The sequence below is a fragment of the Thermoanaerobacterium aotearoense genome, assembly GCF_009905255.1.
GTDB lineage: Bacteria > Bacillota > Thermoanaerobacteria > Thermoanaerobacterales > Thermoanaerobacteraceae > Thermoanaerobacterium > Thermoanaerobacterium aotearoense.
Window position 1 is genome coordinate 1,224,118 of the sequence record NZ_CP047602.1, and the last position, 22,893, is coordinate 1,247,010.

The window sequence follows — 22,893 nt, forward strand, 5'->3', positions numbered from 1 at the left end:
TTTTGAAGATAAAAAAATTGATAGATAGTTTTAATTATGCCATAGAAGGAATCATATACGCATTTAAAACAGAAAAAAACATGAAAATACACTTTGTGGCGGCACTTTTTGTATTAGTTTTAAGTCTGTTTTACAATTTCAGCAAACTTGAGATGATAGCTATAATAGTCACAATATCTCTTGTCTTAATCGCTGAAATGATAAATACGGCTATAGAGACTATAGTCGATTTAATAACTGATGAATACCATGCTTTAGCTAAAATAGCTAAAGATGTGGCTGCTGGTGCTGTGTTGATATCTGCATTAAACGCTGTATTTGTGGCATACTTATTATTTTTTCATAGACTTAATCCTTGGGTTAATATTTTGCTTACAAAGATAAAAAGCTCTCCAGCCCATGTTACATTCATTGCGCTCATAGTTGTAATGATATTGACTATAATCTTAAAAGCTTATTTTGGCAAAGGAACACCACTAAGAGGTGGACTGCCAAGTGGGCACAGTGCAATTGCTTTTTGTCTTGCAACAGCATCAACATTTATATCTAAAAATATACTTTTATCAACCATAAGTTTCATTATGGCTTTTTTAGTGGCACAAAGCAGAGTTGAAGGCAAAATACATTCTGCTTTTCAGGTAGTAGTAGGCGCCATTATTGGAATACTTATAACAGTATTGTTCTTTCAAATTTTTAAATAAAACTTTTGAGGTGATGATATGTCATTTAAGTCAGGATTTGCTGCATTGATTGGAAGAACTAATGTCGGTAAATCTACTCTATTAAACGCGTTGCTAAACGAAAAAGTGGCTATAACTTCAGACAAACCGCAAACAACCAGAAATACTATCCAAGGTATTTTGACAGGTGAAGACTATCAAGTGATTTTTATTGATACACCAGGTATACACAAGCCAAAACACAAATTAAGCGAATTCATGATTGAATCCGTAAAAAAAACTTTGGCAGAAGTAGATTTAGTAATCTACATGGTGGAGCCAGATGTTGAAGTAGGACCGGGTGATAAATATATAATCGATCACCTTATAAATATTGATACACCAGTAATTTTAGTCATAAATAAGATAGACGCAGTTTCCCATGAAACTGTAGATATGTCCATACAGATGTTTAAGCAGCTATATAATTTTAAGGATGTACTGCCGATATCTGCTTTAAAAAATATGAACATAGATCTTTTAAAACACACAATAGTATCGTATATGCCAGAAGGGCCGCAATACTTTCCAAGCGATTATATAACAGATAGGCCTGAGAAGTTTCTCGTATCCGAAATAATAAGGGAAAAAATCTTGAATTACCTTGAGGATGAGGTACCACACGGCGTATACGTGGAAGTTGACTCAATGAAAACAAGAGAAGACAAAGACATATTGGACATAGAAGCATTTATATATTGCGAGAAAGAGTCCCATAAGGCTATAATCATAGGGAAAAACGGACAAATGCTAAGAAGGATAGGAAGCAGTGCCAGAATAGAGTTGGAAAGTTTATTTGGGCAAAAAATATATTTAGATCTGTGGGTAAAGGTGAGAAAAGGTTGGAGAGATAATGTCAGCATTTTAAGGAATTTTGGTTATGTGATTGACAAAAATTGATTGGTAGTGTTAAAGTATAGTTATGAAAGGTGGAGATATTGTGGAAATTGCAAAGATGATAGATCATACTTTATTAAAACCGGATGCAACGGATTCTGATATTAAAAAATTGGCTGATGAAGCTAAGGAATATGGTTTTGCGTCTGTGTGCGTAAACCCAAGCCATGTAAAACTTGTAGCTGATGCCTTAAAAGGCAGTGATGTAAAGGTATGTACAGTTATCGGTTTTCCTCTTGGCGCTAATACGACTGAAACTAAGGTATTTGAAACAAAAGAAGCCATATCAAATGGAGCAAATGAAATAGACATGGTCTTAAACATAGGCAAACTAAAATCTGGTGACTACGATTATGTGAAAAAGGACATAGAAGCGGTGACAAAGGCAGCTAAATCATTTGGAGAAATCGTAGTTAAAGTCATCTTGGAGACATGTTATCTTACTGATGATGAAAAAGTAAAAGCCTGCGAGATTACTGTTGATGCAGGAGCAGATTTTGTAAAAACATCAACTGGTTTTGGCAGTGGTGGCGCAACTGTGCACGATGTTGAATTGATGAGGAAAACTGTTGGCGAAAATTTTGGCGTTAAAGCATCAGGCGGTGTAAGAACTGCAGATTTTGCTAAAGAAATCGTAAAAGCAGGTGCTAATAGAATTGGTACAAGCTCTGGCATTCAAATTGTAAAAGGGTGGTAAAACCAACAAAGGTAAACAATCATGAAATTTATAAAAACAGAGTCTATTGTCTTAAAAAGCAGGCTAATAGGCGAATCAGACAAAGTTGTCACACTTTTCACAAAGTCAAATGGCAAGATAGACGCAATAGCAAAAGGTGCAAGGAACTCAAAAAGCAGATTTTTGGGTTCCTCACATCCTTTTTCAATAGGATATTATGTTTTATTTGAAGGGCAAAATTACTATTATATCGATCAGTGGGAGTTAATCCATTCTTTCTTAAAAATAGACGATGACATTTTGAAGCTTTCTTACGCATCGTATTTTGCAGATATCATTTATAAACTGATGGAAGAAAATGAGAAGAACACAAACATATACAATCTATTAAAGTATTCAATGTTTTTGCTGGAAAGAGGTTTTGTCGATAGCGATTTGATTTCAATCACTTTTTGTCTGAAGTTTGTTACATTTATGGGATATATGCCTGAAGTACACCACTGTTTATCGTGCGGCAGAAATGATAACATTATGTATTTTTCGCCATTAAAAGGTGGTGTATTGTGCAGAGATTGTAAAGCAAGCAGTGACGACATATTCTACATAAAAAGAGAAACACTAAATATGTTAAGGTATTTGCTTAGCAATGGTTTTGGCAATATTGCAAAACTTAGGATACAAAAGAATACATTAGCCGAATTAGATAAAATAGTTACTGATTACATGAGTGTTCATTTCGACAAAAATTTTCAGTCAAAATATTTTTTAGACAAGTTAAAAAATATTTAGGAGGTGATGTAAATGGATAATGAGCTTGAAAAGATCGATCAGATTGTGGCCAGAACGGGTGTAAGCTACAAAGAAGCAAAGGAAGCATTAGAAAAGTGCAATGGTGATGTGGTGGATGCTCTTATATACATTGAAGAAAACAAAAAGAATTGGACAGAGAGCATATCGGTTGCAGGTTCTGAAGTAATCGACAAGATAAAAGAAATTGTTAAAAAAGGCAATGTCACAAAGATAAGAATAAAAAAAGACGACAACGTGATACTTGAGGTACCTGTCACTGCCGGAGCCATATCAGCCATCATAGTTCCTCAGCTTACTGTCATAGGCGCTGCATTGGCATTTTTTACAAACTGTACTGTTGAGATAGAAAGACCAAATAAAGAGATAACTGTATTGAAAGAAGAAAAAGAATAAAGCCCAATGCTTTCATTAAGCGATATTGACATATTTAAAACTATTTGATATTCTAAAATAAATTGAATTTAGCCCTTTTTACCGAGGAGGAAAAAGGGTTTTGTTTATACATAAAAAGGAGTGTTTGTTGATGGCTTTTGATGTAACCATGGATAAGATAGTATCTCTTGCAAAGAATCGCGGCTTTATATTTCCTGGCTCTGAGATTTATGGAGGTTTGGCAAACACATGGGACTACGGTCCGCTTGGTGTTGAATTTAAAAACAATGTAAAAAAAGCTTGGTGGAGGAAGTTTATACAGGAAAGTCAGTATAACGTAGGTATAGACTGTGCAATACTGATGAATCCTGAAACATGGGTAGCATCTGGACATGTTGGAGGGTTTAGCGATCCTCTGATGGACTGTAAAGAGTGTAAATCTAGATTTCGCGCTGATAAGCTTGTGGAAGATTATTTAAAAGAGCATGGAGAAGAAAAAAATGTAGACGGTTGGACGAATGAAAGATTAAAACAATTTATAGATGAAAACAACGTGCCTTGTCCAGTTTGCGGTGCTCATAATTTTACGGATATCAGGAAATTCAATCTGATGTTTAAGACGTTTCAAGGCGTTACTGAAGATTCTAAATCAGAAATATACTTAAGGCCCGAAACTGCACAAGGAATATTTGTCAACTTTAAAAATGTGCTTAGGACATCAAGAAAAAAGATACCGTTTGGGATAGGACAAATTGGCAAATCATTCAGAAATGAGATTACGCCTGGAAACTTTACTTTTAGAACGAGAGAATTTGAACAGATGGAATTGGAGTTTTTCTGCAAACCTGGTGAAGATTTAGAATGGTTTAATTATTGGAAAGAGTTTTGCATGAATTGGCTTTTGAATTTAGGCTTGAAAAAAGAAAACTTGAGGTTTAGAGATCACAGCAAGGAAGAACTTTCACATTACAGCAATGCTACTACAGACATAGAATACAAATTTCCATTTGGATGGGGTGAGTTGTGGGGTATAGCTGACAGAACTGATTTCGATCTTAGGCGTCATATGGAACATTCAGGGGCAGATTTAACGTATTTTGACCCTGTCACAAATGAAAAGTACATACCATACTGCATTGAGCCATCTGTAGGGGCTGACAGAGTAGCTTTGGCATTTTTGATAGATGCTTACAATGAAGAAGTAGTGGAAGAAAATGACACAAGAGTCGTTTTAAAATTGCATCCTGCATTGTCACCGATAAAGGCAGCAGTTCTTCCTTTGTCTAAAAAGTTAGGCGAAAATGCTTATAAATTGTATGATGAACTAAGAAAAGATTTTGTGGTTGATTACGATGAGACAGGAAGCATTGGCAAGAGATATAGAAGACAGGATGAAATAGGAACACCATACTGCATAACGTACGACTTTGATTCATTAAATGATGAATCGGTGACGGTAAGGGATAGAGATACGATGCAGCAAATAAGGATTAAGATAAATGAAGTAAAGCCGTATTTGGAATCTAAATTAAAAATATAAAAAAAATCAGGCGAGTGCCTGGTTTTTTTTATATTTTATGCTATAATATTAATTGGACATTATTGTAATTGACTTAATTGATAAAATGTTGTTATGTATAGTCAGAAAACGTTAATCTAAAATGTGTTGTCATAATGGGAGTAAAATTGTCCCGCATGACTGTTTTAGTATCAGCTATTATTTAGGAGGCTAAAATTATTGTGGATGAGAATGTTGCCATTTATCTTGTATCAGACTCAAGCATTGATACGGCGGAACATGTAGCAGCCATAGCCGCGTCCAGATTTGGCACCAATATAAGTCAAATCAAAAAGTTTCCTTATGTTGGTGATAAAAACCAGATAGATGAAATAGTAATAGATGCTTCTAATAATAAGAATAGCCTTATCATACATACAATGGTAGTCGATGAATTAAAACGATACCTTCTGAATAAAGCGAGGCAATATGATTTGCGCATCGTCGATGTGATGGGGCCTATTATGGATGCTATAGAAGGTACTACCGGTATTGCGCCTTCAGAATTGTTTTTTCATAAGCGCAAACTTGATGAAGACTACTTTAGAAAGATGGATGCGATTGAGTTTGCAGTAAAACATGATGATGGAAAAGATGTAAACGGCCTATTGTTGGCCGATGTAGTGATATTAGGTGTTTCAAGGACATCAAAGACGCCATTATGTATGTACCTTGCGCATAAATACATTAAAGCTGCAAATTTTCCGCTGGTACCTGAAGTGGATCCGCCAAAAGAGCTGTTTGAAATAGATCACAACAAAATATTTGGTCTTATGATAAATATTGATAATTTAGTAGAAATACGAAAAGAAAGGCTAAAATCATTGGGGTTGGATTCTAAGGCAGTTTATGCTGCTAAAGATAGAATCATAAAAGAGCTTAACTACGCTAAGGAGGTGATGGAGCGGTTAGATTGTACAGTGATTGATGTAACGAATAAAGCTGTGGAGGAAACAGCAAGCATAATATTAAATAAAATCAATAAAGGAGGACTATAAATGGCTAAAAAATATGTGTACTTGTTTAGCGAAGGAAATGCGTCCATGAGAAATTTACTGGGTGGAAAAGGGGCAAACCTTGCTGAGATGACAAATCTGGGCTTACCTGTTCCGCAAGGCTTTACTGTTACAACAGAAGCTTGCACAAAATATTATGAAGATGGTAAAAAAATATCTGATGAAATAGTAGAAGAAATCTACAAAAATATGGCTATTTTAGAGGAAATAAACAACAAAAAATTTGGCGATAAGAAAAATCCGTTATTGGTTTCAGTACGTTCAGGTGCAAGAGTTTCCATGCCTGGAATGATGGATACAATTTTAAATCTTGGGTTAAACGATGATACCGTTGTAGGACTTGCTGAAGCTACTAACAATGAGAGATTTGCATACGACAGCTACAGAAGATTTATTCAGATGTTCTCAGATGTCGTTATGGGAATTGAAAAGAATAAATTTGAAGCAATATTGGACGCTGTCAAAGAAGAAAACGGTGCAAAATACGATACAGATTTGACTGCAGAAAACTTAAAAGAAGTCGTAAAGAGATATAAAGAGCTGTACAAGAAAGAAATGGGCGTTGATTTCCCACAAGATCCAAAGATTCAGCTTTTAGAAGCTGTTAAAGCCGTATTTAGATCATGGGACAATCCAAGAGCTATTGTTTACAGAAGGTTAAATGACATACCAAGCGATTGGGGTACTGCTGTAAATGTTCAGACAATGGTATTTGGCAACATGGGCAATGATTCTGGTACAGGTGTGGCGTTTACGAGAAATCCCGCAACGGGTGAAAAAGCTTTGTTTGGCGAATTCTTGATGAATGCTCAAGGTGAAGATGTCGTTGCCGGAATAAGGACACCACAGCCAATATCAACATTAAAAGACATAATGCCTGAAGTGTACAACCAGTTTACAGAAATTGCAAATAAACTGGAGAATCACTACAGAGACATGCAAGATATCGAGTTTACTATAGAAAGATCAAAGCTTTACATGCTTCAGACGAGAAATGGAAAGAGAACTGCTCAAGCAGCATTGAAAGTCGCAATAGACTTAGTAAATGAAGGCTTAATAGATGAAAAAGAAGCAGTGCTAAGGGTTGATCCAAAACAGCTTGACCAATTACTGCACCCGATGTTTGACGCTGATGCCTTAAAAGCAGCAAAGCCTATTGCAAAAGGTTTACCGGCATCACCAGGTGCAGCAGCAGGAAAAGTCTACTTTACTGCAGATGATGCTGTTGAAGCCGTGAAGGCAAGAGGCGAAAAAGTGGTACTTGTGAGAATGGAAACATCCCCTGAAGACATAGAGGGCATGGTTGTTGCGCAAGGTATTTTGACAGGTCGTGGTGGTATGACATCACATGCTGCTGTTGTCGCCAGAGGAATGGGTACATGCTGTGTTGCTGGCTGCAGCGCTGCATTGATCGATGAAAATCAGAAAATAATGAAGATTGGTGATATCGTAGTTAAAGAAGGTGACTACATATCAATTGATGGAAGCACTGGAAATGTGTATTTGGGAGAAATAAAGACTGTTCCACCTTCTCTTACAGGTAATTTTGCCACATTGATGAGCTGGGCAGACAAATACAGAAAGTTAAAAGTCAAGGCAAATGCTGATATACCAAGGGATGCAAAAGTTGCTGTAGATTTTGGTGCTGAAGGAATAGGCCTTTGCAGAACAGAGCATATGTTCTTCGCTGAAGACAGAATACCTGCTATGAGGGAAATGATAGTATCAAAGACAGAAGAGCAAAGAAGAAATGCACTAAACAAACTTCTGCCTATGCAAAGGTCAGATTTTGAAGGGCTGTTTGAGACAATGGGCGAGCATCCTGTTACAATACGTCTTCTCGATCCACCATTGCATGAATTCTTACCACATGAAGATGATGATATAAAAGCATTGGCTGATGAAATGGGAATGACATTTGAGGATCTTAAAGCAACTGTAGAAAGCCTTAAAGAATTTAACCCAATGCTTGGATTTAGAGGATGCAGGCTTGCTGTCAAGTATCCTGAAATAGCTGAAATGCAGACAAGGGCTATAATAGAAGCAGCAATAAATGTATCAAATAAGCTTGGTATTAATATTGAACCACAGATAATGATACCTCTTATAGGCGATGTAAAAGAAATGAAATATGTAAAAGACATAATCGTAAAAACGGCTGAAGAGGTATTAAAAGAAAAGAATTCCAACATTAAGTATTTAGTTGGAACAATGATTGAGGTTCCAAGAGCTGCCCTTACAGCAGATGAGATTGCAAAAGAAGCAGAATTCTTCTCATTTGGTACAAATGACTTGACACAGCTTACATTTGCATTCTCAAGAGATGATGCTGGTAAGTTCTTAGAATCATACTATGATAAGAAGATTTACGACTTTGACCCATTTGCAAAACTTGATCAAACTGGCGTAGGCAAGCTTGTTGAAATGGGTACAAAGCTTGGCAGACAGACAAGACCTGAGTTAAATGTAGGAATATGTGGCGAGCATGGTGGAGATCCATCGTCAATTGAATTCTGCCATAAAGTAGGACTTGACTATGTATCATGCTCACCATTCAGGGTTCCAATCGCAAGACTTGCTGCTGCACAAGCTGCAATAAAGGATGAAAAATAAAGAAATATATATAAAATATTTTAGGCTGCTGGCATATTTTGTCCAGCAGCCTTTTACATATTGCTTTTTATTATTTTACCATTTTTATCTATAACTTTATATTTGCCTGTGTAAAAATCAATAAAAATCATTGAATATGAACTGTATTTATTTGTTAATATCTCCCAATAAACTAATTCTTTTCTGGGATTTTCTGTTGTCTCGTGTTTCAACTCTATTTTCCAAATATTATCACATAACTTATTGTTATTTACAATTGATATTGCGTCTTCTCTTGAAATACCATCTTTTGAGTTGACAATATATTCTAAATGTGGATTAAAAAAATGAATCTGATTTATAAAATAAATATTTTTATTACCTTTGCTGTCAATAGCATTTACTACAGTTAATGGTCTACCAATATTATTAAAATGTAAAGATGTAATTTTAACTGTATGTCCTTCATAAATAACCATAGAAATTGCTTGTATTTGCCTTAAAAAAAGCAATATAAAAAGACATGCTATTAGAACAAATAATAACAGTATTTTGTGTTTCATTTTTATAATAATACCCCACCTAGTATAATATATTTGTAACAAAGTTACATGATTTATATCAAATTGTAAGTTAATACACCGAACAATAATTTAACATGACATTTCTATGTTCGGGTTTATTCTAATGCTCAAAATTTTAATAGGCTTGATAATAAATTGCTACCAATCTTTATTTAAATTTTATACTATTTTATCTGCAAAATCAAATATTTCCTTCGATTTTGATTTTTATCTATTTTATTATAATTTATTGATTTATTCTTTTAACTTTTTAAAGGATTTTTTATATTTTTATAGAATATGTATATTAGATAAATAACAATAAGTTTATGGAGTGAGGTATTTATGAACAATGAAGCTGTAATAAAAAGAGGATGTAATGAATTAATTTTCTCATATGGGGAATCATTGCTTATGAATATCAAACCAGATAAAAAATCGTTCAATATGAAGATTGATAAAGAAGAATTGATAAGATCTAAAAAGGAAAATAGTTATTTAATATCTTTACTTGATAATCTCATTAGAAAAAGTACCAGATACAAATTTCTCCTTGCAAATGGTTATTTCTTTATTTTATGTGATAAAAATGGTTATATAATTAAGCTTATATATGATAATCAATTAATTGATTACTTCAATGAATTGCATTTTTCAGAAGGGAACAGCTTAAGAATTGAAGACTGTGGTGTAAATGCAATTAATCTTGCTATGAAATACAAAAAGCAAGCTGAATTATGTGGTAAGGATCATTATTGCGATTTATTTAGAGACTGGTATTGTACAGCTATACCAATATTTGATAGTTTAAATGTAGAAACAATTGCATATCTTGATATCTCATGTATTAATATTTCAAGTATTAAGGAACAAAGTATTATGCTTAAGAATATTGCAATGTACATAGAAGAAATGATTTTGTATAAATATGGAAAGTGTTGTGCTATAGACAAGAGACTAAGTTTAACAGAAAAATCAATATTGTCATTTTTAGCATGTGGTATGGATAAAAAAGAAATAATGTATGAAATAAATATTTCAGAAACAACGTTAAGACGGTATATTAATAAATTAAAATTTAAATTTAAGGCAAAAAATGATATTACATTAGTCCTTAAATGCTATAGATGCTGGTATAATAGATACTAGAGGTAGGTTGTTATGAAAATATTTTAAATACTAAAATATTTTATGGAAATAATCGCTCATGTTTTCGACTGTGTTCGACAAATATTGACTAAAAAATCGGCGAATTTGGTAACTTTTCAAGATTGTACAAAGGTTTATAATAGTAAATGAACAGAAAACGGCCGTTGTATGTTTAATAATGTACACAGGAGGTAATGATGAGTGTTAGAATTATACAAAAGAGTTTTTACAAAAAAGACTGTAGCGCTACTTCTTGCTATGCTAGTTCTGTTAGGAGGTATAATATCAGCAAGCGCACAAACGTTAAATGTTCAAGAAAAAGATAAGATTTCAATGTCTGTTTCAAATGATACAAAGACATTGAATATCAGTAGAAATGGACATAATGTATTGACTGTGACAAGAAAAAGTTCTTTCGATGGTATGGTTAACTTTAAAGATTCAAAAGGCAAAACATCTACTGTGGCTATTAAAGTAACTCCAATTTCGAATAATCAATATGATATAACAATAACAGATGAGGAAAGTTTGAAGACATTTCAAGTGACAAGCAAAATTAATCCGCTTGCGGATTACTTGTTTAATAAGAATTCTTTAAAAATAGAAAATAATCAACAAGAACCAGATGCGTTAGTGTATTATCTTGGAACTGGTAAACTACCTAATGTAAGAGATATTGTTGCGAACGTATTAGGAGGTGCTATTGGTTCATATGTTCAGGAAGTAACTAATTATATAGTTAAAAATTGGGAAGACTTAAAATATTTATATTCATTCTACGGTTTTTGGGCAGTTGTAAATGCCATAGTCACAGCACCGGAGCTAGCAGGTATTATTACAGGAGCTGCAGCTGTTGGCATTGTTTTATAGTTTGCTAAATAAAGATATATAATGTTTTGGCGATAAGGAGGATTTTAATTGATTCTTTTAGCAGAAGTGGCAGCGTGGGTAATGCGCGCTGCCCTTGTATCCATTTATTTATCGGCACTTAGCATTAATGTATTGGTAATTCCGCTAGGTAATGGAATTATACATAACTATGTATCACTTGATATTCTATTTATTTTATGTTCTTTTTTTGTTAATGTAATTATTTCAGGGAAACCAAAATTCATTTTAAATGATGATATTAAGAAAAACCGAGAAAAAGAATATTATTTTTTCTTGAGTTTGTTCCATTTACTGCTTTTTCTTCTTCAAGGAATAAAAGTTAAAGAGATAGAAAGAAACATAGTAGTATTGTCAGACCGTATAAAAGTAAAGCTTTGTCCTGATCATAGTTATTTGAGAATTGACAATGTTGAACCTATAAAAAAGATTGATTTTGTTAAAACAATAATTGTAATTTTGATTGCATTAGCAATTATAATTACTTCACCATTTTTATTTATTAAATTAAATAGTTACATTTCTAAAATATTAGAAATTATAGGTATTTCTAAAAAATTTTCATGTAATATAATATTGATTTTTGGCATTGAGATTTTATCATTTTATTTTTCACCTTATTCATTATCGCCATGGTGGTATAGGGCTTTACCTGCAATAAGCTTTAGTAAAAAAATTAAAAATTTTCTTTATGATTTTGAAATTTATGAGTGCCCAATAATGCCTTTTTTACAAAACTGTCCGCTTGGATTAGCATACAAAGAGAGAATTTATATAAATCCTTTAATTTCTGAAAACAATACAGTCTTAAAATACGTAGTCGCGCATGAAGAAGGACATATTCGTGCGAAATATAATAATATTATGTATTTACTTTCTCCGATAATATTTCCGTGGTTAGCTTTTTTTGTTACAGTTGGAATTGAATATTTGCACTTCATGAATAAGCTACGTTATACCTTCTGGTTAATAATGCTTATAGCAGCATCTAGTATAAGTTTGATATTTTTAATTTTTATAAAAATAAGGCAAATTTATGAAGAACGAGCAGAGGAGTTTGCTATCAGAAAAATAGGTATTGATAGTGCAATAAAAGCCTTGCAAGAGTTAGCATATGGAGATATTATGCTACCAGAAAAATATAAATATAGATATAGGACTCAAGCTATTAAATTAATAGAGAGGTTAAAGCAGAAATGAAAGCGCTAAAAATTATTAAAGAAAGTAGATATTTTAATATGATCCCATTAATTATTACTTTAATACCAATTTTGATGGGAATAATTAGCGGATTAAGAGTTAGACCAAACGATGAAATTAGTAGTGGTATTTTAGATATATTAAATCGAATGGGTATTTTTGAAAAACCTGAATTGAGAAATTTATGGATAAAAATAATAATTCATAATCTATCTTTATCTTTACTTGTTGGGATGCTAGGGCTTATTAGTGGTGGTATTTTCACTATCCTGTATCTATTTAGTTGGTGGTCTTTATGGATAGAAACAATTAAAATTAATTCAATTGCTAAATGTTTTTTTTTTATACCAGAGTCAATCGGTATTACAGTTGTTGTACTTTTCTCAATGTATATTGGTTTGAATTATCTTGTTTATAGAAGATACAGTAAATATCAAATTGCATTATTTTTAACAGGAATAGCATTAATTGCAATTGGGGGAGTGATAGAACAATATGAAATCATGGCTTTTATCAAGTAAAAAGATACATGCTTCATTTAAACAAATTTTTTTACTATTAATTTTTATCTTTATATCAATAGCTGTAACAGTGTTAGGCCAGTTTAAATCTTTTACAGGTAATAGCAAAGTGTTTTTCGAAAGCGGATTCATTATGCTTAGTATAGTATACTTTTTTAAATTTGTTTATTTGTATCCAATGTTAGTAATAATAAGGTTAATTAGAGTAAAAGAAAGACGTAATAATTTATTGGTTTCTAGTGTTGCAATTATTTTATTAGCATTTGTGCCATTAACGTTAGTATGGGCTATAATGTCATTATTTAATTTAATTTTGTTAAATATCTCATGGAGTATATTCTCTAATACATATATTTGGATGAATGCGATATTGCTTCCAATTACACTTTTCTACAGTTATTGGAAGTATACAGATTCTAATATTATTGATTCGTTATTAGATTCAATGATATTGTCTGGGTTAGCATTAATCATACCTTTAATTCATATTTGAAAAATGAAAATTATTTTATAGTTTTCTTCAATATTTCTTATGGTAGATGTTATAATTATAATAGATAAATGGAAAATTAACTATATGAGATATTAATCTGTAAGACTTAATTTAATAGATTGTGAGGAATATGTATGAATTTTAAAGATAAATTGTTAGAGCTTTTTAATGACGAAAATTATAAGCCTTCGAGAATTGAAAATATTTTAAAAATGCTTGATGTGGATTACAGTCAAAAAGGAATTGTTGAAGATCTACTAAAAGATTTGGAGAAAGATGGGACAATATATAAGACAAAAAATGAGAAATATGCTTTATCAGAAAGACTTGATATAATAAAAGGGAAAATAGATGCCACATCAAGGGGTTTTGCTTTTTTGATACCAGAAAATGAAAACATTAAGGATATATTTATTTCTAAAGACAATTTAAACAGTGCAATGCAGAATGATATTGTATTAGTTCGGGCGACAAAAAAAGTTGAAGGCAAAAAGTGGGAAGGCGAAGTCGTGAAAATACTCAAGAGGGCTAATGCTACCATTGTTGGTACCTTTGAGAAAAGTCGCAATTTTGGCTTTGTAATTCCCTATGATAGAAGTATTACGCAAGATGTATTTATTTCAAAATCTGATACCATGAATGCCGAAGATGGCATGAAGGTGGTAGTTAAGATAACTAAGTGGCCAGAAAAGAGGAGAAGTCCTGAAGGTAAAATAGTTGAGATTTTAGGCAAGAAAGATGATCCTGGAGTAGATGTACTATCAGTGATTCGTTCATACAACATACCTGAAGAATTTCCAAAGAAAGTCATAAAAGAGGCAGAAAACATACAAGAGAAAATATCAAGTGATGAGATATCAGGAAGGACAGATTTGCGCCACTTAAATATTGTCACGATAGACGGAGAAGATGCGAAAGATCTTGATGATGCTGTAGCAGTAGAGAAGCTTGATAGTGGTGACTATATACTTTATGTCAGCATTGCAGATGTCAGTCACTACGTTAAAGAGGGTTCGGAGCTTGATAAGGAAGCTTTAAATAGAGGTTGCAGCGTGTACTTTATAGATAGAGTCATACCAATGTTGCCGCACAGGTTGTCAAACGGGATCTGTAGCCTTAATCCGTCTGAGGACAGATTGACACTTACGGTAAAGATGAAGATAGACAGGAATGGTAATGTTGTAGATCACGATATATTTGAAAGCGTAATACGCAGCAAAGAAAGAATGACATATACTAATGTGCACAAAATTTTGGAGGAAAGTGACAAAGAATTAAAAGAAAGATATAAAGATTTAATAGAAGATTTTAATAATATGAAGGATTTGGCAAAGATTTTGTTAGAAAGAAGAAAAAGACGTGGCAGCGTAGACTTTGATTTTGAAGAAGCAAAAATAATTGTAGACGAGAAAGGGAAGCCGGTTGATATTGTAAAAGTCGAAAGAAATATAGCCCATAGGATTATTGAAGAATTTATGCTTGTTGCAAATGAGACAGTTGCAGAACACATGCACTGGATCAACGTGCCGTTTGTATACAGAGTTCATGAGCATCCGGACATGGAGAAGCTGATGGCATTTAATAAATTTATACACAATTTAGGTTATCACATAAAAGGGATTGGAGGAGATGAAATACATCCGAAAGCATTGCAGGAGCTTATAAAGCAAGTGAGGGGCAAAAATGAACAGAGAGTCGTGGAGACGCTTTTACTAAGGTCTTTAAAGAGGGCCAGATATAGTCCAGAGGATTTAGGACATTATGCTTTGGCGACACAGTATTATACACATTTTACATCGCCTATAAGGAGATATCCCGATCTTATAATCCATAGGATTATAAAAGAAAATATCCATGGTAAATTGAATGAGAAGCGGCAGGAACATTACAATAAAATATTAAATGACATTTCATTAAAAGCTTCGGAAAGGGAAAGAGCGGCTGATTCGGCGGAGAAGGAAATAGAAGATTTGAAGAAAGTAGAATACATGAAAGAGAGAATCGGGAATATCTATAAAGCTATAATCGCCAACGTTACGAATTACGGCTTTTTTGTAGAGTTAGACAACACAGTAGAAGGATTAGTCGATATTGACACTCTTGATGATGACTATTACCATTATGATGATGAAACATACACGTTAGTTGGCGAAAGAACTAATAGAAGATTTTCTATAGGAGATGTTGTATATGTAAAAGTAGTAGGTGCCAACGTGGATAGGAGGGAAATAGATTTTGTCTTGGCTTCACCAGAGGAAATCCGCAATATCGAAGGTGCTTGACATGTGAATTTAATGTGCTATAATAATTAAGCGCAGACCCATGTGCTGTGAGGGAACAATGTATTTTACAGAAAAGGTGTTTTTCTTATGAGTAGTGAAAATATAAAGGTGCTTGCACAAAACAAAAAAGCCAGTCACGACTTCTTTATAGATGAAGTTTATGAAGCGGGCATTGTGCTTTTTGGTACAGAAGTCAAATCTGTACGGATGGGCAAAGTGAATTTGAAGGACAGTTTTGCACGTATAGAAAACAATGAGGTTTTCCTATACAATATGCATATAAGCCCATACGAAAAAGGCAATATCTTCAACAAAGATCCGCTTAGAACGAGGAAATTGCTTCTTAACAGAAGAGAGATTAATAAACTGACTGGTTATGTTACTCAAAAAGGATATACATTAGTTCCTTTAAGAGTTTATCTTAAGCATGGGCTTGTAAAAGTGGAATTAGCAGTTGCCAGAGGCAAAAAATTGTATGATAAACGTGAAGATATGGCGAAAAGAGACGCTAAGAGGGAGATAGAAAGGCATTTTAAAGAAAGCCAGCATATATGATATACGGGGGTGTACTGGTTTCGACGGGGGTAGTTGAGGTAAAAGTAGCGAGCCGAGGTTCCATCTGCTCGTAAAACGGTGGACTTAAATATAAACGCAAACGATAATTTAGCTTACGCTGCTTAATTACAAGCAGCCGTTCAACCTTTGATTCCCACATCAAAGGATTGGGCGTCGATTTAGTGGGGAACTGATTTATCAAAGCTTTGAGATAAATCGGATTTTATGAAGCTACCAAAGCAGTTATCCTGTCACTGGGAGAGCTGCAGAGGGAATGTCAAAACAGTGACTGCGCTCGGAGAAGCTTTTACTGTGACACCTTCGGACCGGGGTTCGACTCCCCGCACCTCCACCATACATATTCGGGGATATAGCTCAGTTGGGAGAGCGCTACAATGGCATTGTAGAGGCCAGGGGTTCGAATCCCCTTATCTCCATATTTAAAAAAAGCCTTGAGAATGAGGCTTTTTATTATTTTTATTATCCTTATTGATTATCCTTATTGATTTGAAATTTAAACTAATATTATATAAAAAACTATTGAGGTAAAACCCCAATAGTTTTTTTATATGGTGATTATACGTAGAAAAGCATGTCGGCATATGTTGGAAGTGGCCAAATATCAGCGTCAACTAATGTTTCTAATTTGTCGCCTATTTCTCTAAGCTCTCCCATTTTTACAAATACTTCATCTCTATAATATTTAGCTAAAGCAAAAGAATCTCCTTCAATATTTGATGCATTGTTTAAAGCCTTTTCAAGATTGTCGGTTCTCCTCTTAAATTCGGCTGTCAATGAAGAAACTTCCTTCAATAAATCGGCTTGCGCCTCAATCGAAGCATCTAATCCAGTTTCTTTTACTGCATTTATGGAGTCTGCGACATTTTTAATGAATTTTAAGACCGCTGGAAGGATTTGCTTTTTAGCCATGTCAAGCATTGTCAAAGCTTCTATGTTTATAGTCTTTGAGTAGTTTTCAAGCATTATTTCATAGCGAGCTTCTAATTCTATCTTGCTTAATACGCCGTGTTTTTCCATGACCTTCACATTTTTGTCTTTTAAAAGGGCAGGAATAGCATCGACTGTTGAAGCTATATTTGGAAGCCCTCTTTTCTCAGCTTCTTTTACCCATTCTTCTGAATATCCGTTTCCGTTGAAGATAACTCTTTTATGATTTATTACGATCTCTTTTAATATTTTTTGGACTTCTTCATCAAAGTTATCAGCTTTTTCAAGTCTATCTGCAATTTCTGATAAAACTTCTGCCACAATCGTATTTAAGATGTAATTTGCAGTTGCTACTGATGATGAAGAACCTACCATTCTGAATTCGAATTTGTTTCCTGTAAATGCAAAAGGTGATGTTCTGTTTCTGTCAGTAGAATCTTTGTAAAGCGTAGGAAGCGTTGTTACGCCGATTTTTAATTCTCCACCTTGCTTTGAGTTTGTAGCACCGCCAGTTTCGCCTATTTGTTCCAAGATATCAGTTAATTGATCGCCTAAGAAGATCGAGATTATTGCTGGTGGAGCTTCATTTGCACCAAGCCTGTGATCATTTCCAGGTGTTGCACATGATACTCTTAATAAATCAGCGTATTCATCGATTGCCTTGATAACTGCGCACAGGAAAACCAAAAATTGTGCATTTTCATGCGGAGTCTTTCCAGGATCTAATAAGTTTAAACCATCATCTGTGCTCATTGACCAGTTATTGTGCTTTCCAGATCCGTTGACGCCGGCGAATGGCTTCTCGTGCAATAGGCATACCAAATCATTTCTCAAAGCCACTTTTTTCATTATATCCATTGTCAATTGATTGTGATCCGTTGCTATGTTTGTCGTATTGAAGATTGGCGCTAATTCATGTTGAGCAGGGGCAACTTCATTGTGTTCGGTTTTAGCTGATATTCCTAACTTCCAAAGCTCTTCATCAAGCTCTTTCATGAATTCGAAAACTCTTTCCCTGATGGTTCCGAAATAATGGTCTTCCATTTCCTGTCCTTTTGGTGGCTTTGCGCCAAATAATGTTCTACCTGTTAATATTAAGTCTTTGCGTTTTTCATACAATTTTTTGTCTATCAAGAAATACTCTTGTTCTGGACCAACAGTTGTTATGACTCTTTTTGAAGTGCTATTTCCGAATAATTTAAGAACTCTCAATGCTTCCTTTGACAATGCTTCCATAGAACGCAATAAAGGTGTCTTTAAATCCAATGCCTCGCCAGTGTATGAGCAAAATGCAGTTGGGATGTATAAGACATTATCTTTGACAAATGCAGGAGATGTGCAATCCCATGCTGTATAACCTCTGGCCTCAAATGTAGCCCTTAATCCGCCTGAAGGGAATGATGATGCATCAGGCTCACCTTTTATGAGTTCTTTGCCTGAAAATTCTGTGATGACTTTACCGTCTGGTGTAGGAGAGATAAAAGATTCATGTTTTTCTGCGGTGATACCTGTCAATGGTTGAAACCAATGTGTGAAGTGCGTTGCTCCTTTTTCAATGGCCCAGTCTTTCATAGCGTTTGCTACTACGTCTGCAACTTTTGGGTCAAGTGGCAAACCTTCGTCGATTGTCTTTCTTAAAGCATTGTATGTTTGCTTTGGCAGACGCTCTCTCATTACTGCGTCATTAAACACGTTGGCACCAAAAATATTTTTCAAAGAATTTTCTGACATAAAAAATCCCCTTTCATTTATTTTTTAGTAATAATGGAAAATATAAACAAAACAAGGACGCCATTAATACACTCAAAATATATTAATGAAACGCCCTTGTCTCATTTTTACCTATTAAATTTTTTCACAAATAATTAATTAAATATTATCACAAACTTCACGCAAATGCAAGTACTTCATTTTTAAAAAGTCGTGTGTTTTTCTTGGTTATATGAATGACTTGTTATATAATATGCATAAAGATGCCGAGGTTTACAAATTTTCTAAAAACAGCAAATGAATTATAGAGGTGATGTTATGAAGAAGTTTAAAGCTATAATTGTAGGACCTGGCAATATATTTAAAAAAGCATATTTACCATTCATATTTAATGTAGATATGATTAAAATAGTTGGTATTGTAGGCAGAGATGAAAAAAAGCTTTTAAAGTATAAAGAGAATTACAAAGTTAAGACATATGTTTCGACAGATGAAGCAATTGCTTTAGAGCCTGATTGTGCTTTTGTTCATGCTTCTACTGATAGCCATTATGAGATTGTAAAAAAACTTCTCACAAACAATATTCATGTTTATGTGGATAAACCATTGACAGATGATTATAAAAAGACTGAAGAACTTTATGATGTTGCGCTTAACAATTCACTTGTTTTAACTGTTGGTTTTAATAGAAGATATGCACCATTGTATATTAAAGCATTAGATCATTTTAGAGATAGAAAACCTGAATTGTACATTATGAAGAAAAATAGAAGTGGCGGTGTTGGAGATGATAGTAAATTCACCATTTACGATGACTTTATACACGTAGTTGATACACTGTGTCATCAAATTGGCGATGTTGAAAGCCTAAATATTTCACACGTAAAAGTAATAAAGGAAAATAATAGCTTAAAATATATAAACGTTGAAATTTCTTCGGATAATAAAGTCGCAATTGGTGTAATGCACAGAAACAGCGGCATAGATGAAGAAGTGCTGGAGTTGCATGGTCATGGAAGAAGTGTAATAATTGAAAATCTCGAAAAATTACGGGCGTTTGATGGGGAAACAGTATCTATTTATAGTCATCATTCTTGGGACAGCGTATCGTACATAAGAGGTTTTGAAAGTGCAGTAGATAGTTTTTTGTGTTCTATAAATTCTAAAGAAATAAATTATGATGAAATAAAACTTTCTTTAAAGACGCATCAATTGGTTGAAGATATTGTGAAAAAGATAAAATAAAAAGTTTATAAAATAAGTGCAAAAGAGTGAATTTAAAGGAGGAAAAATTGATTTTTTATAGAATATTATCTTAGGTGGTTTTATGAAGAGAATATTGAATATCATCATAGCAATTGTAGTCATACTTTACATAGGGAAGGTTGCAGTAAATACTATAAGCGGAAAAGATAAGACTATACCACTTAAACCGGGCAATTTATCTGAATCAATAGATACTTACGGTTACATAGTGGTTGATGAAATGGTCATAAATTCTCCGATTAATGGAGAAGTTAATATGTTAGTAAAGAATGGGACAAGAGTGCCGAAAGGCAAGGAAATAGCTGAAGTTGTATCGCCAAACTTTGATAAGTCGAAGTTGAATGAGCTGAATTCTGTAGATGAAAAGATTCAGAGCATTAAGGATGATAAAGACACAAATCCCTATGCAAAAGATATAGAAAGCATAAATGCTCAGATAGATGAATTAAATAAGGAATATCAGCAGGCAAAAGACAAAAGCGTTTTAAATAGTTTAAGAAAAAAAATAGATGATTTGACCAGCAAAAAAGAGCAGATAATCAAAAATGGTCCTTCGTCGATTAGAAATTTAGATGACCTTTATAGCCAAAAAAAACAATTAGAAAGCATTATTTCTAATGGCTTATACAAGATATATTCGCCTGAAGCAGGGGTCGTCAGCGATTATTTTGATGGATATGAAAAGATGTTTAATGTAAACAAATTGTTTAACATTACATCCAATGATATCAACGCGATACAAAAAGAACCAACAGAGATAAAAGGTGAAGTAAAGCAAAGTGAACCTATATTAAAATTAATAGACAATTACGATTGGTATGTGTTGTCTGTATTGGACAAAAGTCAGAGCCAAAAATTAAAAGAGGGGAACAACATAAAAGTAGAAATAGATAATGACGACAGTCAATTGTTAGATGGACACATAATGAAAATATATTCGATATCTGACAATTTGTTTGGCGTAGTTATAAAAATGGATGATGCTTATAATGATTTTTATAAAAAAAGAAAGGTCAAAGTCAACATAACAGTAAATAACTATGAAGGTTTTATTGTGCCAAATACGGCTATCGTAAAAGTTGATGGAAAATATGGCGTGTATAAATTAAACAATGGCATTCCTGCCTTTGAAGAAGTCGATGTAAAAGCGCAAAATTCAGAAAGTGCCGTTGTAGAAAGTACAGATGGAAATTTAAAAATGTATGACGAAATATTAGTATATGGCAAAGACTATTTAAAGAAGTAAGAGGGATTATTATGGATATACGTTATAATATTGATGAAGTAAAAGAAAATGTTAAGAAGCATGCATTAAAAGTTAACAGAAATCCTGACGATATATTAATTGTGGCAGTGACTAAAACCGTCGATGTATCAAGAATAGAAGAAGCAATAAAATACGGCATTACGGATATTGGAGAAAACAAAGTACAAGAGTTAGAAGACAAATATCCAGCATTGATGGATAAGGTTCAGTTCCATTTTATAGGTCATCTTCAAACAAATAAGGTAAAATACATAATAGATAAAGTGAAGATGATCCATTCGCTTGATAGCGTACGCCTTGCAGAAGAAATAGATAAAAGAGCCAAAAAGTGCAATAGGATTATGGACTGCTTGATCGAGGTAAATGTAGGCTCAGAAGAATCAAAGTATGGAATTGAACCGTCAAACTTATTGGAATTCATAAAGGAGCTTGACAGCTTTGAGAACTTGAAAATAAAAGGTTTGATGACGGTGGCACCTTATGTAGAGGCTGAAGATGTAAGGCCTTATTTTAGAAAAATGAAGCAATTATTTGATATCGCTAAGTCTTTAAATCAAAGAAATTTAGATTTTAAGTATTTATCTATGGGTATGACAAATGATTACACTGTTGCTGTTGAAGAAGGTGCCAACATCATACGTATAGGTACAGGAATTTTTGGGAAAAGATTATATGATATGGAGGTAAAATAAATGGCTGTAAAAGTGATTGAAAAGCTTATGAATTTTTTTGGATTTGATGAGCAGGAAGACGAAGTGAACGTTGAAAAAGTTGAAAACGAAGTGCCTTTTAGCCAAAAGCCCAAAATAGTGAATATACATACACAATCACAGATAAAAGTTATTATTTTGAAGCCAGATAGTTTTGAACAGGCGCAGACAATCCTTGAAAACATAAAAAACAAAAAGCCTATAATTATTGATCTTCAAAATATGGAAAGAAATGATGCTCAAAGGCTCATAGACTTTTTAAGCGGCGCTGTTTTTGCGTTAAATGGGGAAATTAAGAAAATTGCCAATAGCATATTTTTAATTGTGCCGGACAATTTTGATATTGCTGGCGATATACAAGATGAAGTCGATTCAATGTTCAATTTAAAGTAATGAGGAGGGTATGATTTGACGACAAACTATGCTTTGATCTTAACATTAAACTACTTTTTTGAGATCGTAAATTGGCTTATTGTAATAAGGGTGGTATTATCACTTTTGAGAATGGAGAATATGGGAAACCCTATATCGCGATTCGTCATCATCGTTACAGAGCCTATTTTGGATCCTTTCAGGAGATTGCAATTTAAGTCATCTATTGGAAGGAATATGATGATAGATTTTTCGCCTATCCTTGCCATGTTGGCTATCCAATATGTGATAAGACCAATATTATTAAGCTTAATATCGTTAATATAAAA

21 protein-coding genes, 1 tRNA gene and 1 other RNA gene are annotated in these 22,893 nt (G+C 33.5%); 21 read left to right on the forward strand and 2 right to left on the reverse strand.

Annotated elements, in window-relative coordinates:
* Positions 1-2: 2 nt before the first annotated feature.
* The 8 genes from GSH73_RS06070 to ppdK all read left to right on the forward strand — a co-directional run bounded on the left by GSH73_RS06070 (position 3) and on the right by ppdK (position 8,661).
* Positions 3-701: a diacylglycerol kinase gene (locus GSH73_RS06070; RefSeq protein ID WP_014758896.1), complete on the forward strand. Its 699-nt coding sequence runs from the start codon at positions 3-5 to the stop codon at positions 699-701.
* Positions 702-719: 18 nt separating this feature from the next.
* Entirely contained in the window at positions 720-1,619 is a 900-nt protein-coding gene (gene era / locus GSH73_RS06075) for a GTPase Era (protein WP_014758895.1), read from the forward strand.
* Between the two features lie 40 nt (positions 1,620-1,659).
* On the forward strand, positions 1,660-2,313 hold the full coding sequence (deoC, locus tag GSH73_RS06080; RefSeq protein WP_014758894.1) for a deoxyribose-phosphate aldolase: 654 nt from the start codon (positions 1,660-1,662) through the stop codon (positions 2,311-2,313).
* A gap of 21 nt (positions 2,314-2,334) precedes the next feature.
* On the forward strand, positions 2,335-3,081 hold the full coding sequence (recO, locus tag GSH73_RS06085; RefSeq protein WP_014758893.1) for a DNA repair protein RecO: 747 nt from the start codon (positions 2,335-2,337) through the stop codon (positions 3,079-3,081).
* 12 nt (positions 3,082-3,093) lie between these two features.
* Complete coding sequence (locus tag GSH73_RS06090) at positions 3,094-3,495, forward strand: DUF4342 domain-containing protein (protein WP_014758892.1); 402 nt, start codon at positions 3,094-3,096, stop codon at positions 3,493-3,495.
* A 130-nt stretch (positions 3,496-3,625) separates the two neighbouring features.
* On the forward strand, positions 3,626-5,014 hold the full coding sequence (locus GSH73_RS06095) for a glycine--tRNA ligase (protein ID WP_014758891.1): 1,389 nt from the start codon (positions 3,626-3,628) through the stop codon (positions 5,012-5,014).
* 200 nt (positions 5,015-5,214) lie between these two features.
* Positions 5,215-6,030, forward strand: a complete 816-nt coding sequence (locus tag GSH73_RS06100; RefSeq protein WP_014758890.1) for a pyruvate, water dikinase regulatory protein — start codon at positions 5,215-5,217, stop codon at positions 6,028-6,030.
* Complete coding sequence (gene ppdK, locus GSH73_RS06105) at positions 6,031-8,661, forward strand: pyruvate, phosphate dikinase (protein WP_014758889.1); 2,631 nt, start codon at positions 6,031-6,033, stop codon at positions 8,659-8,661.
* 53 nt (positions 8,662-8,714) lie between these two features.
* Here ppdK and GSH73_RS06110 read toward each other — a convergent pair whose 3' ends face one another.
* A complete protein-coding gene (locus GSH73_RS06110) occupies positions 8,715-9,203 on the reverse strand; it encodes a hypothetical protein (protein ID WP_014758888.1) in 489 nt (162 codons plus the stop codon).
* A gap of 345 nt (positions 9,204-9,548) precedes the next feature.
* Between GSH73_RS06110 and GSH73_RS06115 the strand changes: the two genes are divergently transcribed.
* From GSH73_RS06115 to GSH73_RS06150, 8 genes are all read left to right on the forward strand, one after another.
* On the forward strand, positions 9,549-10,352 hold the full coding sequence (locus GSH73_RS06115) for a helix-turn-helix domain-containing protein (protein WP_014758887.1): 804 nt from the start codon (positions 9,549-9,551) through the stop codon (positions 10,350-10,352).
* A gap of 201 nt (positions 10,353-10,553) precedes the next feature.
* Positions 10,554-11,222 (forward strand): PH domain-containing protein, encoded by a 669-nt coding sequence (locus GSH73_RS06120; protein WP_014758886.1) that lies wholly within the window; start codon positions 10,554-10,556, stop codon positions 11,220-11,222.
* A gap of 48 nt (positions 11,223-11,270) precedes the next feature.
* Positions 11,271-12,440, forward strand: a complete 1,170-nt coding sequence (locus tag GSH73_RS06125; protein ID WP_014758885.1) for a hypothetical protein — start codon at positions 11,271-11,273, stop codon at positions 12,438-12,440.
* Positions 12,437-12,961, forward strand: a complete 525-nt coding sequence (locus GSH73_RS06130) for a hypothetical protein (RefSeq protein WP_160175244.1) — start codon at positions 12,437-12,439, stop codon at positions 12,959-12,961. Before GSH73_RS06125 ends, GSH73_RS06130 begins: the two co-directional genes overlap by 4 nt.
* A 627-nt stretch (positions 12,962-13,588) precedes the next feature.
* On the forward strand, positions 13,589-15,736 hold the full coding sequence (rnr, locus tag GSH73_RS06135; RefSeq protein WP_014758882.1) for a ribonuclease R: 2,148 nt from the start codon (positions 13,589-13,591) through the stop codon (positions 15,734-15,736).
* Positions 15,737-15,823: 87 nt separating this feature from the next.
* Positions 15,824-16,291 carry an SsrA-binding protein SmpB gene (gene smpB, locus GSH73_RS06140; RefSeq protein ID WP_014758881.1) on the forward strand — a complete coding sequence of 156 codons (468 nt, stop codon included), beginning with the start codon at positions 15,824-15,826 and terminating at the stop codon, positions 16,289-16,291.
* Positions 16,292-16,296: 5 nt separating this feature from the next.
* Positions 16,297-16,646: a transfer-messenger RNA gene (gene ssrA, locus GSH73_RS06145) on the forward strand.
* Between the two features lie 9 nt (positions 16,647-16,655).
* Positions 16,656-16,728: transfer RNA gene (locus tag GSH73_RS06150), tRNA-Ala, on the forward strand.
* A gap of 139 nt (positions 16,729-16,867) precedes the next feature.
* On the opposite strand, the gene GSH73_RS06155 is transcribed toward GSH73_RS06150, so the two are convergent.
* Positions 16,868-18,970: a glutamine synthetase III family protein gene (locus tag GSH73_RS06155; protein WP_014758880.1), complete on the reverse strand. Its 2,103-nt coding sequence runs from the start codon at positions 18,968-18,970 to the stop codon at positions 16,868-16,870.
* 297 nt (positions 18,971-19,267) lie between these two features.
* Between GSH73_RS06155 and GSH73_RS06160 the strand changes: the two genes are divergently transcribed.
* The 5 genes from GSH73_RS06160 (at position 19,268) to GSH73_RS06180 (ending at position 22,891) form a co-directional block, all read left to right on the forward strand.
* Positions 19,268-20,194: a Gfo/Idh/MocA family protein gene (locus GSH73_RS06160; RefSeq protein ID WP_014758879.1), complete on the forward strand. Its 927-nt coding sequence runs from the start codon at positions 19,268-19,270 to the stop codon at positions 20,192-20,194.
* A gap of 82 nt (positions 20,195-20,276) precedes the next feature.
* Positions 20,277-21,461 carry a biotin/lipoyl attachment domain-containing protein gene (locus GSH73_RS06165; protein ID WP_014758878.1) on the forward strand — a complete coding sequence of 395 codons (1,185 nt, stop codon included), beginning with the start codon at positions 20,277-20,279 and terminating at the stop codon, positions 21,459-21,461.
* Positions 21,462-21,472: 11 nt separating this feature from the next.
* Complete coding sequence (locus GSH73_RS06170) at positions 21,473-22,174, forward strand: YggS family pyridoxal phosphate-dependent enzyme (RefSeq protein WP_014758877.1); 702 nt, start codon at positions 21,473-21,475, stop codon at positions 22,172-22,174.
* Positions 22,175-22,585 (forward strand): cell division protein SepF, encoded by a 411-nt coding sequence (locus GSH73_RS06175; protein ID WP_014758876.1) that lies wholly within the window; start codon positions 22,175-22,177, stop codon positions 22,583-22,585.
* A 15-nt stretch (positions 22,586-22,600) separates the two neighbouring features.
* Positions 22,601-22,891 carry a YggT family protein gene (locus GSH73_RS06180; RefSeq protein ID WP_014758875.1) on the forward strand — a complete coding sequence of 97 codons (291 nt, stop codon included), beginning with the start codon at positions 22,601-22,603 and terminating at the stop codon, positions 22,889-22,891.
* The last annotated feature ends 2 nt before the right edge of the window (positions 22,892-22,893 follow it).